The 12859-nt window shown below is 41.2% G+C and carries 12 protein-coding genes; 3 read left to right on the top strand and 9 right to left on the bottom strand.

The annotated features are described in order from the left end of the window. Positions 1-88: 88 nt before the first annotated feature. The 3 genes from groL to groES are packed head-to-tail and all read right to left on the bottom strand — an operon-like array spanning position 89 to position 2478. Positions 89-1732, bottom strand: a complete 1644-nt coding sequence (gene groL, locus HMPREF9370_RS10420; protein WP_009117468.1) for a chaperonin GroEL — start codon at positions 1730-1732, stop codon at positions 89-91. Between the two features lie 38 nt (positions 1733-1770). After that, the gene (locus HMPREF9370_RS10425) at positions 1771-2172 is read right to left on the bottom strand and encodes a hypothetical protein (RefSeq protein WP_009117469.1); all 402 of its coding nucleotides are present in this window, start codon (positions 2170-2172) and stop codon (positions 1771-1773) included. Between the two features lie 18 nt (positions 2173-2190). Further along, positions 2191-2478 carry a co-chaperone GroES gene (gene groES / locus HMPREF9370_RS10430; protein ID WP_009117470.1) on the bottom strand — a complete coding sequence of 96 codons (288 nt, stop codon included), beginning with the start codon at positions 2476-2478 and terminating at the stop codon, positions 2191-2193. Between the two features lie 356 nt (positions 2479-2834). Here groES and HMPREF9370_RS10435 point away from each other — a divergent pair, with 356 nt between their 5' ends. Then, positions 2835-4919: a TonB-dependent receptor domain-containing protein gene (locus tag HMPREF9370_RS10435; protein ID WP_009117471.1), complete on the top strand. Its 2085-nt coding sequence runs from the start codon at positions 2835-2837 to the stop codon at positions 4917-4919. Between the two features lie 580 nt (positions 4920-5499). Further along, a complete protein-coding gene (locus HMPREF9370_RS12105) occupies positions 5500-5679 on the top strand; it encodes a bacteriocin (RefSeq protein ID WP_169311367.1) in 180 nt (59 codons plus the stop codon). A gap of 220 nt (positions 5680-5899) precedes the next feature. Here the strand turns inward: HMPREF9370_RS12105 and HMPREF9370_RS12110 are convergent, their stop codons facing one another. The 6 genes from HMPREF9370_RS12110 to HMPREF9370_RS10450 all read right to left on the bottom strand — a co-directional run bounded on the left by HMPREF9370_RS12110 (position 5900) and on the right by HMPREF9370_RS10450 (position 11041). Continuing rightward, the gene (locus tag HMPREF9370_RS12110) at positions 5900-6073 is read right to left on the bottom strand and encodes a hypothetical protein (RefSeq protein WP_009117472.1); all 174 of its coding nucleotides are present in this window, start codon (positions 6071-6073) and stop codon (positions 5900-5902) included. Between the two features lie 259 nt (positions 6074-6332). Continuing rightward, the gene (locus HMPREF9370_RS10440) at positions 6333-8426 is read right to left on the bottom strand and encodes a peptidase domain-containing ABC transporter (protein ID WP_009117473.1); all 2094 of its coding nucleotides are present in this window, start codon (positions 8424-8426) and stop codon (positions 6333-6335) included. After that, positions 8426-9703: an HlyD family secretion protein gene (locus tag HMPREF9370_RS10445; RefSeq protein WP_009117474.1), complete on the bottom strand. Its 1278-nt coding sequence runs from the start codon at positions 9701-9703 to the stop codon at positions 8426-8428. The genes HMPREF9370_RS10440 and HMPREF9370_RS10445 overlap by 1 nt, the downstream gene beginning before the upstream one ends. Before the next feature lie 208 nt (positions 9704-9911). After that, positions 9912-10064 (bottom strand): hypothetical protein, encoded by a 153-nt coding sequence (locus HMPREF9370_RS12115; RefSeq protein WP_156792999.1) that lies wholly within the window; start codon positions 10062-10064, stop codon positions 9912-9914. 15 nt (positions 10065-10079) lie between these two features. Then, positions 10080-10211, bottom strand: coding sequence for a hypothetical protein (locus HMPREF9370_RS12545; RefSeq protein ID WP_009117475.1), 132 nt, complete (start codon positions 10209-10211; stop codon positions 10080-10082). 638 nt (positions 10212-10849) lie between these two features. Further along, entirely contained in the window at positions 10850-11041 is a 192-nt protein-coding gene (locus HMPREF9370_RS10450; RefSeq protein ID WP_009117476.1) for a bacteriocin, read from the bottom strand. 452 nt (positions 11042-11493) lie between these two features. Between HMPREF9370_RS10450 and HMPREF9370_RS10455 the strand changes: the two genes are divergently transcribed. Further along, entirely contained in the window at positions 11494-12810 is a 1317-nt protein-coding gene (locus HMPREF9370_RS10455; RefSeq protein ID WP_009117477.1) for a TolC family outer membrane protein, read from the top strand. Positions 12811-12859: the final 49 nt, after the last annotated feature.

Raw genomic sequence — 12859 nt, forward strand, 5'->3', positions numbered from 1 at the left:
GTATATGCACTTTATCAAAACAAGATGCCTGTCTGAAAACTTTCAGACAGACATCTTAACAAATAAACCAAAGGGTTTCAGACAAGCATTACATCATACCGCCCATGCCACCCATACCGCCCATGCCACCCATATCCGGCATAGCAGGTTTATCTTCCGGAATTTCGGCAATCATGCAATCGGTAGTCAGCATCAAGCCTGCCACAGAAGCAGCATGTTGCAACGCAGAACGGGTTACTTTAGCTGGATCCAATACACCCATTTCCAACATATCGCCATAAGTATCGCTACCGGCGTTATAACCGAAATTACCTTTGCCTTCCAATACTTTATTTACCACCACGCTAGGTTCGCCACCGGCATTTTTCACGATTTGGCGAAGAGGAGATTCAACGGCACGCAGCACGATTTGTACACCTGCATCCTGATCGGCATTACCGGTATGCAGTTTTTCTAAAGCGGCACGGGCGCGCAATAATGCAACACCACCGCCAGCTACAATGCCTTCTTCAACCGCAGCACGAGTTGCATGTAACGCATCGTCCACACGGTCTTTTTTCTCTTTCATTTCCACTTCGGTAGCAGCACCCACTTTAATCACGGCAACACCGCCGGCCAATTTGGCTACGCGCTCTTGCAATTTTTCACGGTCATAATCGCTGGTTGCCGTTTCGATTTGCTGGCGGATTTCCGCAACGCGCGCTTCAATCAAACCTGCGTCGCCGAAGCCATCGATAATCGTCGTATTTTCTTTGCCGATTTCAATACGTTTGGCTTGGCCTAAATCTTCCAAAGTCGCTTTTTCCAAAGACAAGCCTACTTCTTCTGCGATTACTGTACCGCCAGTCAAAATAGCAATATCCTGCAGCATGGCTTTGCGACGGTCACCGAAACCCGGAGCTTTAACAGCAACAGTTTTCAAAATACCGCGCAGGTTATTAACCACCAAAGTAGCCAATGCTTCGCCTTCAACATCTTCGGCAATAATCAGAAGCGGGCGGCTGGTTTTGGCAATCTGCTCCAACACAGGCAACAGATCGCGGATATTGCTGATTTTTTTGTCAAACAGTAAAACAAAAGGATTATCCAAAGCAGCAATTTGTTTTTCAGGATCATTAATGAAGTATGGAGACAGATAACCACGGTCAAACTGCATGCCTTCAACAACATCCAATTCATTTTCCAAAGACTTACCGTCTTCAACGGTAATCACGCCTTCTTTGCCCACTTTTTCCATCGCCTCGGCAATGATGGCACCAACTTGCTCGTCGGAGTTAGCGGAAATAGAACCAACTTGCGCAATTTCTTTAGAGGTATCACAAGGTTTAGAGATATTTTTCAACTCTTCAACCAAAGCAGCAACAGCCTTATCAATACCGCGTTTCAAATCAGTCGGATTCATACCGGCGGTAACGTATTTCATACCTTCCGCTACAATAGCTTGAGCCAAAACAGTAGCAGTAGTGGTGCCGTCGCCTGCGATGTCGTTGGTTTTAGACGCTACTTCTTTCACCATCTGCGCGCCCATGTTTTCAAACTTATCTTTCAGCTCGATTTCTTTAGCTACGGTCACGCCGTCTTTGGTAATGTGCGGGCCGCCGAAAGCACGGTCAAGCACCACATTGCGGCCTTTCGGGCCTAAGGTTACCTTAACGGCATCGGCCAACACATTCACGCCTTTAACCATTTTTTGGCGTACGTCGTTACCAAACTGTACATCTTTAGCTGCCATGTTGATTACTCCTAAAATATTGAATATATAAAATTAAATTATCGGATTTTTCTATATTCTCCGGCAAGCGAACCGCCGCCGGAACAAAAATAATGAAGTGTGGTTTTATTTTTCGAGCGGATATCCAGCTTATTTTTTCTGAATACCAAATAAAAGCGCCCGGCTTCCGAATCTGCCGACAAAGTATGTTTAGTTGCCGGCTTGGCTATAAACGAACCGGAACAGGTCGGCTTTTTAATATCGTTGCGTGATTTCACCACCACGCGGTAGTGCCGGTTTTTCAAAGGTTCAACGTGTACACCCACCCAATCATAGCCTTGTTTACGCTTGGCATAGCCTTCATCGACATAAAAACCGGCAAACGGATTTTTCGACGAAGGTGCTGCATAGCAAACTGCGCCAAATATCAGTGTAAACAGCGGAAAACCAATTTTCTTCATTTAGTGTTACAGCAAAGCTTATTCAACGATACCAAAGATATCTTCTTCGCGCATCACCAACAGCTCTTCTCCGTCGGCCTTAACGGTTTGACCGCTGTATTTGCCGAAAATCACTTTATCGCCCACTTTCACATCCAACTGGCGGCGTTGGCCGTCTTTACCAATTTTGCCTTCGCCCACAGCAATTACCTCGCCCATATCGGGCTTTTCAGCGGCAGCGCCCGGCAACACAATACCGGATGCGGTTTTCTCTTCAGCTTCCAAACGTTTTACAACTACACGGTCGTGTAAAGGACGGATACGCATAAAATATCTCCAATAAAATAACTTGAACTCATAACTATTTGTTTCGCAGAAACAAAACAAACAAACCTTATTAACGGAAAGCTAGATAAGGTTTTTACCCGAAAATTCAAGAGGCCCGCATTAAATTTTTTCAGACAGGCATCATGTTTAAACTCTTCTTACCGCATTGCGCACTATCTTTAATTCATTTTAAAACCTACTTATTAAACATTTAAAGCATTTTATATTAGACAGTCGTTTTATATTTCAGTTAAAATACTTTTCTTTTTAAAATGATAATAATTTTTTTTCATATTTAAAAGCAAACGTGAGAATGCTAAATTTTTTAAATACACCAAACTTGAGGATATAACCCCATGCGCCCTTCTGCCCCCTTATTTCAACTAACCGTTTTGCAACTTGCCTTGATTTCAGGCTTCACCTACGCTGCCGATAATACAGACAGCACAGAAGTTCAAACTGTTCATGTCAAAGGTGAAGGTGTAACTTCTACTCATCGTGTAACCACCAAAAGCGTGGAAGAAAGTACGGCCACTGATTTGAAAGACGTTTTGTTCAACGAACCTGCCGTAAGCATCGGCGGCGGTAACGGCACCTCACAATGGTTTACCATCCGCGGTATGGGCCAGGATCAAATCGACGTTAAAGTGGACGATATTTATTCGGATGCGCAAATCTTCCACCACAACGGCCGTTTCGTTCTTGACCCGGCATTGGTCAAAGTGATTGCCGTACAAAAAGGCACCGGTTCGGCTTCTGCCGGTATCGGCGCAACCAGCGGTGCGATTGTGGCGGAAACCGTAGAAGCGCGTGATTTATTGCGCGAAGGTCAAAGTGTCGGTTTTAAAGTAGGCGCCGGAGCCAGCAGCAATAAAGGTTGGTCATACGGCTCGTCCGTATATGGTGAAAACGGGATGTTCGACGGCTTGGTAGCCGGCAACTGGGTAAAAGACCGTGATTACAAAGGCGGCCGCCGTTACCACAATCTGGAAGGCAGCGACACCGTATTAAACAGCGCATTAGGCCAGCGTGCTCTTTTGGTAAAAGGCGGCTTGCGCTTCAATGAAGATAACCGAATTGAATTAAGCCACCGCCAAGAAAAAACTTACGGCAACCGAGCATTGCGAGAAGAATTCGACTTCTCCCAAGCTTGGAAAACCGAAACGGTGCGCGGCCCTAACGGGGAATCCATTACCCGCTTGGTTGATCCTCTAACGCCCAACACTGAAAACAACGCGCCGCGCTACCGCATCCTAACCCAAGATACCACCAACTTAGAATATAAAGGCGGCGGCTTCGGCTTTATCGACAAAATCAAAACCAATATTTATCGCATGAACACCAAACGGGAAGAACCCGCAGGAGATAAAAACCCGACCAACCAAGTGGAAACCATAGGCGCCAACTTAAACCTCGACAGCCGCCTGTTTGACCGCCTAACGTTGAAATACGGCCTCAACTGGCGCCGGCAAGAATCCGAACCGGCCAGCCGTATCTACAGACCGCGAGGCGGCCGTGGTGGCGAACCTAAGCTGCTGAATACGGTTAACGAGAAAAAAACCGACGTAGGCGCCTATGTTGAAGGCATTTGGGATCTGCACCCGGTAACGCTGACTACCGGCTTACGTCACGACTATTACAAAATGCGCACATCCAGTGGCAAAGAAGTGTCCGGCAGCAACCTCAACCCCAGTATTGACGTGATTTATGACGTAACCGATGATTTGTCGCTCAATACCAGCTTGGCATACGCTACCCGCAGCCCGCGTATGTATGAAGCTGCTTTGGCGGGAGGGCGCAATATTTCCTATGAGGGTGATCTGAAAGCCGAACGTTCGCGCAATCTGGAACTTGGCGTCAAATACAACTTGAACTCCGCCCTGTCTCTGACCGGCAGCGTGTTCCACCAATCCATCAAAGACGTTCAAGCCTACACCAGCGATGCCGAAAACATCACTTGGTATAACGGCGGCAAGCTGAAAAACAAAGGCTACGAGCTGGGTGCGGCCTACAAGTGGGGCGGCTTAACCGCCCGCGCCGGCGTAGCATACAGCAAACCGAAGCTGGACGGCCAAACTGCCGACACCATCACCACAGCCATCCCGATGGGCCGCACTTGGACAACTGGGCTGGCTTACCAATTTGACAATCCGAATCTGGAAATCGGCTGGCGCAGCCGTTATGTACAAAATGCCGGCTACACCCAAAGCTCCCGCGGCTCAAACGGTTCGGTTTCATCTTCTCCGGTGCGGCGCTCCGGCTACGGCGTGAACGATATTTATGCCAACTGGAAACCGACCGGCAAAGACGATCTGAACGTCAACTTCTCTATCAACAACGTGCTGGATAAAAACTACAAAAACCACAGCCAGCGTGCAGGCACCAACAGCCTGACCGAGCCCGGTCGCGATTTCCGCCTGAGCGTAAATTACCGCTTCTAATCGGTGCGGCAGCGACTTTGCAACAGCAATCCGCCCGGAAGTTTTCTGTATAGTCAATCAACTTAAGAAAAAGTACATACGTCATACTCGGGCTTGACCCGAGTATGACGGAAGTGTTACCAAAATTAAGTAGTTTAACTATATTCCCTCATTCGGGCGGATTTGCCATAAAAAACAGCTGTATCAAATTCAGCGGCACTCCAACAGGGTTTTCACCGCCGAAACATTCACGACCTGTTGGATATGGAAGTGGACGTGCTCGGCCACCGCTGTAAAAACCGACGGCCGCCCCAAGGCAGACAACAGCCCTGATTTAAATCAGATAGAAAAAATCGGCTTGAGTCAAAGGTATTAGAAATTAAAAATGGATTAAGGATATAGATTGGTTGTTTCAAATATGTATCGATAAATAAGTTTATTTACTATAACTCTATGATTTAATAATTTTAGTTCATCAAACCGATTTAAAACGGCAAAATTTTTAAGAAATCATTTTGCATAAAAATAAACTTAAGTTATAATATTTATGTATAATATTTTTTATTTCACTATATTACTTTTAAATTATAAGGAGATAGATATGCAAACATTAAATACACATGAATTAGAACAAGTAAGCGGTGGATTCATTTTGACGCCCTCTTGTAGTTTCATTTCTACGCTTGCTAATTTCCTCAAAACTGTAGATCCTGAAATTAGTTTATTGCCAACAAGAATTACCATTGAAATGGCAAGTGATGTTTGTGCTCCACGTTTTTAATTTGATATTAAAGCAATGCCTGTCTGAAGTCTTTCAGACAGGCATTATTTATTAATAGCACAATATCATAAATATTCAGAAGCAACTATTCATCTTAATTATTGAAGTCATAAGTTTTTTAATAAAAAAAACGAAAGCACAGCTAAAAATAATTCAACAATAAAGAATTATCTCTAAGCTGTGCTCATTTAAAACCGGAAATTAAAAATTTTTATAATTCTTAATCGTCACAGTCATAATAACCGTAGCCCCAACCATAAGAAGGAACGACGGGTACGGGAACAACAGGAACAACCGGCACCGCTACAGCAACATGCCAAGTTGAACCATAATCATAACAATAGCCGCAACCACCGGATACTTGCTCTACTTCTTTTGTATTAAGAATTTCCATGATTATTAAGCTCCATAGTTTATTTAAGAATGGTTTTGAGGTTGAATAACCCCATAAGCATAATATCACTTTATCATAAAATTTTCTATTAAATTTATTAATCTATCATAAAAAGCGATATGTTTTACTCAATAAAAAGCTTAGTGAAAATATAAAAAAATATAATATTTTTCTAAAATAATTAATAAAATTAAAATATAAATTAAAATATAATCAACAAAATTACAATGCCTAAATACATTAAAGTATTATAGTTTTATTAAAATCCTTTTTCAAAATCCAAAACCCTATCTGCAGCATCTATAGTTTCTTTCCTATGAGCCACTACAATTTTAGTAACATTCAGGTTTTTGAGATTTTCATTAATCGCTCTTTCATTCTCCACATCTAAATTACTTGTTGCTTCATCCAAGAATAAAATTTTGGGCTCTTTGTATAAAGCCCGCGCCAGAATGATCCGCTGTTTTTGCCCTCCCGACAAAGCGCTTCCCATATCACCTATCAAAGTTTCATAAGTCATCGGCATTCTCATAATATCTTCATGTATCCTCGCAATAGCAGCGCATTGTACAATTTTTTGCTGATCGGGAGATTCATCAAAAAAGCAGATGTTTTCACTTATAGATCCTGCAAATAACACATCATCTTGCGTTACCGTACCGATAAGCCCCCTGATAAAACGAGGAGAAGTTTTATGGATATCATGACCGTTAAGCATTACCGTACCTGTTTCCGGTTTTAAATTACCGATCAAAATATTCATTAAAGTCGACTTACCACAACCTGAACTACCGATAAATGCTACTGACTCACCTTGTTTAATATTTAGATTGATATTCTGCAGAATATACGGTTCATTATCAGAATATCGGAAAGACACATTATTTACCTCAATATTGAGGTCGCCTTCTATTTCAGGAACAAACATCTCCTCTACTTTTTCAGTTTCCGTTTCAGTCAGCACAATATCAGCCAGCCTTTCTGCATGAAGACTGAGCATTTTGATTTTGATAAACTGATCAATCAATTCCCCTATCCGGGTTTCAAACTGGTTTTTATATGCCCAAAATGCTGTGAGTGCGCCTACGGAAAAAACACCGTCTAAAATATCATTGGCACCAAGATAAATAATCACGATACCTTCGATACCAAATAATAATTTATTTGCGAAATCAAAAACATTGGTTAATTTTTGAGTAGTCAGATTGGTATTAACAGTATCTACGAACAACGTCATCCACGAGCTATGCCTCTGCTCGTTTTTTTCGAACAGTTTTACGGTATGAATACCTCGAACCGTTTCCATAAAATAAGTGTTTTGCTTTGCTTCATGTACGATGTTCTCTTCTGTCGCATTCCGCAACGGATAATAAGCCACGATTCTGATTATGATGTATAAAACCAGAGCCACAAGCACAACTACTGACAAAAGCCAACTGTATAAAAACATCAGCACAAGCGTAAATATCGCCATAATGCCGCTTAAAACTGCCTTAAATGCGGTCGAGGTTAATGTTTCTTGGATTGAATCAATCGACCCGAATCGTGAAATCACATCACCTAAGTGCCGTTTGGAAAAATAATCGGCCGGTAATTCCAGAAGCCGTTTGAACATATTGGCTTTCCACTGAACATTCAGAGTAGTAGCCAAATGCATATTTACCCACGCTTGTAACAGACTAGTAAGTTGTTCCAGTATTTTTAACAAGCCGAAGGCCAGCACCAAAGTAATCAATAAGTTCTTATCGGCCGATAAAACCACATGGTCGATTACCCATTGCATCAAAAAAGGGCTGACCAAAGTAAAGATTTCCAATACCACAGCAAGTATCAATACTTGTGCCAAAGAGCGTTTAATACCTGTAACACCTTTGAGCAAGGTAAGGATTCTAACTTTCTGCTTTTCCTCTTTCTCTTCAAAATGTGTGTTTGGCCAAAGTTCGAGCGCGATACCTGTAAATTTTTGAGAAACTTCCTCAAGTTTGATTTTGCGCATACCCATGCCAGGGTCCATGATGACAATACCGTCTTTAACCACTTCTTTTAAAACAACAAAATGGTTTAAATCCCAGTGTAAAATACATGGTACACGTAGGTTTCCCAAATCATCCAAATCCAGGCGTAAGGCACGTGAAGTCAGATTTAAGTCATTAGCAAAGCGTACTATATCGGCAAGCGTTGATCCCTTTTGCGATAAAGAATACCGATGACGCATGGTACGCAAATCAGTATGATAACCATGGTAACCTGCAATTGCGGTTAAGCAAGCCAAACCGCATTCTGCAATTTCGGTTTGCAGCACAACAGGAAGCTTTTTTCCAAATCCAAAAGACAAGCGTTCCAAATAATTCATCAATTCAACTTTCCTGTAATACTATAGAGAGGGTCAAGCACCCATTCATAAAGTTTCTTACGTTCGTGCAAAATATCTGCTTCCGCTACCATGCCGATTTGAAGAGGCTTCTCTTCACCATAAACTTTTATCGTTTGCTTCTCTAGTTTAACTTTCACCAAATAAACAGGTTCATTACTTCTTGCTTGAGTCTGGTCAGAAAAAATACTACCTAAACTTGCCAACTCCTGTTTACCCAAAGCAGTTTTTGCTACTGAAATAATTTTTCCCTTCGCGTGACCAAATTTTTCGTAAGGGTAAGCCTGATAACGTAAAACGACTTGATCATTTGGTTTTATAAAACCTATTGCGCTACTAGGCACATAGAGATTAGCGACTAATTCCGCCCCCCCCGGAACAATACTCAACAAAAGTGTAGAAGGTTCCACTTGCTGCCCAACTTCTACATTAGAAGTACTTACATAGCCCGACTTGCTTGCTCGGATTGTTTGTTGTTGCTGCAAATCTAGATTCAATTCTTCTTGTGTTATTTCCGATACTGTGCGATTAAGCTGACTTAATTCTGATTTTTGCTTTTCAGGCAAATCCGTCAAACTCTGCTGCTGGCTATTTAATTCTCGCAGAATACTGGCTTCTTCACGTTTCAAAGCATTCAATTGTGAAACCTGATCCAAATAATCGTTTTCATAACCTATCATTTGCTGTTCGGATATAAAGCCTTGTTTCATTAAAGGGCGGTATTTATCTATAATTTGTTTTGCCAAAGCAACTCTTTTCTTTTGGCCGCTTTGCTGGCTTTTCACATCAGACAATTGGTTTTGAAGCTTATGAATACTATCTTTTAATGTTTTCGCTTCACCTTTTTGTAGATTTTTCTTCTGTTCAATCTCTTGCAACAACATTTTTTTCTTGGTTTCAGCCTCTCTTACTAATTCGGCACGAATATCCCCTCCTCCGCTATAACGCGGCATTGACAGAGTCAATAATTCATCTCCTTCTCTTACCAAATCACCATCAGAAACCTTTTTCTCAGTAATAAAACCTGTGTCCGGCGCATAAACTCGCGCCAAGCCGGATATAGGGAGCAACTGGCCTTCCACAGTAGTTTTTCGAGTATAACTACCCCAAAATGCAAAAATAATAATCACAGTAGCAACCGCTACCGCGCACCATGTTAGGAAAACAAAAGAAAATGGCCGGGTCATAACCACATGACCAGTCCATTTATTTTTCTTTGCTTCAAAAACTTCGGGGCGGAAAAAATTATCTGAACTCATAAAAGTGCCATAAATAGCTTTATTAATTGAAACTTAAGTATTACAAGACCTGAGTAAATTTCAGTTCATTTTTGAGATAGTAGTTTTATAAAATAGTTCAACTTGAATTATTATGTAGTTAGGGGCTCAGCTTAGACCACTAAGCGAACCCCTATTTAAGAAACAATCTATACACAATAGACAGCTTACAATTCAAAGTTAAACACTATTACCTGTAAAAAGGCAGCCACCTATCAATTCCTAGAAAACGTAACCCAGAATCAGTTTGCGGACGAGGAAAAATAATGTTGAAATCATCATCAAGAAGAATAAGCCCTCCACCTGCTGCATTTCTTAACTCTTTAGTCTTCAAAGTTTTCATCAAAATATCTCCTTGTTAAATAAATTTGAATAGCTCAGAAATTCTAGAACCGTCCCACCAAACACCTTCATCAACAAATGGAGGCGGATCAATAAATCTGCGGCCACCTGACACAATCTCGAATTCTTGTAATTCTAAAACGTTCATTTCTCACAACTCCTAAATAATGAACAGAATCAGTAAGGATTCGGACAAACTACATCAGGACAATTAGTTCCCGGAGGACAAGGATAACAAGGCACCCAAGGATCAATCGGACGGGGTATCGGTGTAGGCTTCCATCTATCAAACCAATCATCCCAAAAACCGCCGCCAGTTACATTTTTTAACTCATTAGCTGTCAAAATCTTCATTACAACTCTCCTCAAATCTATATTAATTTAAATTAAGTCCCAAATTTTTTAATCATTTCACCCAACAGCATCTTTATAAAAACAGTAGGGGATCATATTCAACGCACACCTGATACCATTTTGCCAATGGCTTTGGTCTAAAATTTTTATTCTTGACAACTCCTTGTAAAGTATTTAGGACTATAGAAAAATTTTAAGAATTTAGAACGAACCCAGAATTTTAGACTGGGCTCGAAGCGGTTATATATATATCGGACAAACTACAGCGGGACAAATAAGCCAACTTGGACCCCGACGAGGGCAGCAAGACCATTCTTCAGGTGGCAGATCAAAAATCCCTTTCCAATAATCCAAAAAACCACCTCCGGCTACATTTTTTAGCTCATTATTGGTCAAAGCTTTCATTACATTATCTCCTTATGATTAAATTTCTTAATCTTTCAGAATTTCTCGGATTTCGCGCCAATCATCACGTATTTCGCGCCAGTCATCACGGATATTTTTACCGGCTTCCGAAAGAGCATCGCCTAAAGTATCGAAACTTTCTTTCATTAAATCGCGAAATACCTTCCAGTTAGCGCCACCAGAAACTTGTTGCAATTGGTTTTTATCAAGCTCTTTCATAAAGTTCACTCCTTATAAATAAATTCTAAGAATATCAAAAATAATTAAGTTAACCAGGCATTAAACCCTCTTAGATACTATCGCCACTTAAAAAATAATGCAATTGTCATTTTTTTGTTTTTAGAAATTTTACGCTTGCATTTACACTACAAAACTTTATTAACAAACCAATAAAAAGCCATAACTTTAAATGTACAAAATGTACATTTATTCTCGCTTTTTTATAGCTGCAACACATTTAGGGGGTTGGCTCAAACACAGAAACAAAATATGCAAACAAGAATATTAATTACAGTAGAAATGCCTGCCTGAAATAGTTTTCAGGCAGGCATTATTCATACCACTAAAAATTCAACAGCTTTTAGTTTGATATTTAGGACAAATTAAATTGTGGAACTATTAAAAAAAATACCATTCAAACTTTTTTAGTACCAATAGCCCTCTCAAGAATCATGTCACGACTCAAGTTCTTAGCAGCTATATTTCCCATTATTTTCTTTCCGGCATCAAAAAGTTATGCTTTCTCTCTTGCAGAAGCATGGAAAGCGGCAGTTAACTATTCGGCAGATTATTCAGCTTCAAAACATGAGCGCAACGCTGAAGCAGAACAAAAACAACAAGCCCGATCGGCTTTACTTCCTAAAATTGCAGCCAACGCTTCTTATCAAAGGCATCCTTCATCCAGTTCTTCAGAAACCCGCTCTCAAGGCTGGAATATTCAAGCCAGCCAAGTCTTGTTTGATAAAAGCCGCTATGCTCAATATAAACAAGGAAAACTCGCAGAAGAATCGGCTAATGCCAAATTAGACAGTAAAGAAGGAGAGCTGCTACTTAATGTTTCAAAAGCATATTTCGATGTTTTACTTCAAAAAGACAAGCTTTCTGCCATACGCAAAGAAAAATCTGCGTATGAGCAGCAAATGAAACAAGCAAAAGAAATGTTCAAGCAAGGTGCGGCCACGATTATTGACACTCACGAGGCTAAATCCGGTTATGATGCGGCATTGTCAAAAGAAATTGAAACACTTACACAATTGGAAATTGCTGAAAATACTCTGGCCGATATGACCGGTTTAAATCCCAAACTCATTAAAACCATTAAAATTTCCCCCAATAACACAAATTTACTCGGCTATACCAAAGAACAAGACTGGCAGTTACTGGCAGAGAGTCATAACCCTGAATGGCTCCAACAAAAATTGGCCTTAGCAAGCTCCAAAGAGGGACTTAAAGCAGCCAAAGGAAAACATTGGCCTACCGTAACCCTCAACGGAGGCTACCAAAACAATATGAATACGGTTGAAAACGAAGCTTATGGCGGTGAATATAAATATCGCAGCAAAGGAGGCACCATCTCGGTTGATGTCAACATGCCTCTCTACACTGGAGGAGAAACTTCCAGCTTAATTCGGCAGGCTGCTGCGCAAGAGATGCAGAATGAAGATCTATTAACCGCCACAGAGCGTAAAATCAGGTTGGAAATCAAACAGGCTTACAGATCCACCAGCAGCAATAAAATTTTGATGATGGCCCAAGAGCGGCTACTGGTAACCAATCAAGCTAAATTAGACTCTACCAAACTAGGCCGGCAAGTCGGTGTCCGAAACAACTTAGAAGAAATACAGGCCCAACAGAACAAGGCAGAAGCCGAACAAAAATTAGCAGAAGCAAAATACGCTTATGTACAGTCATACCTACAACTACTCAACAGCGCAGGTGTGCTCACCGAACCCGAACGGCAAACACAGATTCATCAATCACTCTATTAGTTCTACTTTTTTCTGCGATAAATGCCTGTCTGAAAGTTTCAGACAGGCA

Source organism: Neisseria wadsworthii 9715, from assembly GCF_000227765.1.
Taxonomy (GTDB): Bacteria; Pseudomonadota; Gammaproteobacteria; order Burkholderiales; family Neisseriaceae; genus Neisseria; species Neisseria wadsworthii.

Excerpts from the sequence above, each read along its gene's own strand:
- HMPREF9370_RS10435 (WP_009117471.1), top strand. The coding sequence starts at position 2,835 with ATGCGCCCTTCTGCCCCCTTATTTCAACTAACCGTTTTGCAACTTGCC.
- HMPREF9370_RS12105 (WP_169311367.1), top strand. The coding sequence starts at position 5,500 with ATGCAAACATTAAATACACATGAATTAGAACAAGTAAGCGGTGGATTC.
- groL (WP_009117468.1), bottom strand. The coding sequence starts at position 1,732 with ATGGCAGCTAAAGATGTACAGTTTGGTAACGACGTACGCCAAAAAATG.
- HMPREF9370_RS10440 (WP_009117473.1), bottom strand. The coding sequence starts at position 8,426 with ATGAATTATTTGGAACGCTTGTCTTTTGGATTTGGAAAAAAGCTTCCT.
- HMPREF9370_RS12110 (WP_009117472.1), bottom strand. The coding sequence starts at position 6,073 with ATGGAAATTCTTAATACAAAAGAAGTAGAGCAAGTATCCGGTGGTTGC.
- HMPREF9370_RS10425 (WP_009117469.1), bottom strand. The coding sequence starts at position 2,172 with ATGAAGAAAATTGGTTTTCCGCTGTTTACACTGATATTTGGCGCAGTT.
- groES (WP_009117470.1), bottom strand. The coding sequence starts at position 2,478 with ATGCGTATCCGTCCTTTACACGACCGTGTAGTTGTAAAACGTTTGGAA.
- HMPREF9370_RS12115 (WP_156792999.1), bottom strand. The coding sequence starts at position 10,064 with ATGAAAACTTTGAAGACTAAAGAGTTAAGAAATGCAGCAGGTGGAGGG.
- HMPREF9370_RS12545 (WP_009117475.1), bottom strand. The coding sequence starts at position 10,211 with ATGAACGTTTTAGAATTACAAGAATTCGAGATTGTGTCAGGTGGCCGC.
- HMPREF9370_RS10445 (WP_009117474.1), bottom strand. The coding sequence starts at position 9,703 with ATGAGTTCAGATAATTTTTTCCGCCCCGAAGTTTTTGAAGCAAAGAAA.
- HMPREF9370_RS10455 (WP_009117477.1), top strand. The coding sequence starts at position 11,494 with ATGTCACGACTCAAGTTCTTAGCAGCTATATTTCCCATTATTTTCTTT.
- HMPREF9370_RS10450 (WP_009117476.1), bottom strand. The coding sequence starts at position 11,041 with ATGAAAGAGCTTGATAAAAACCAATTGCAACAAGTTTCTGGTGGCGCT.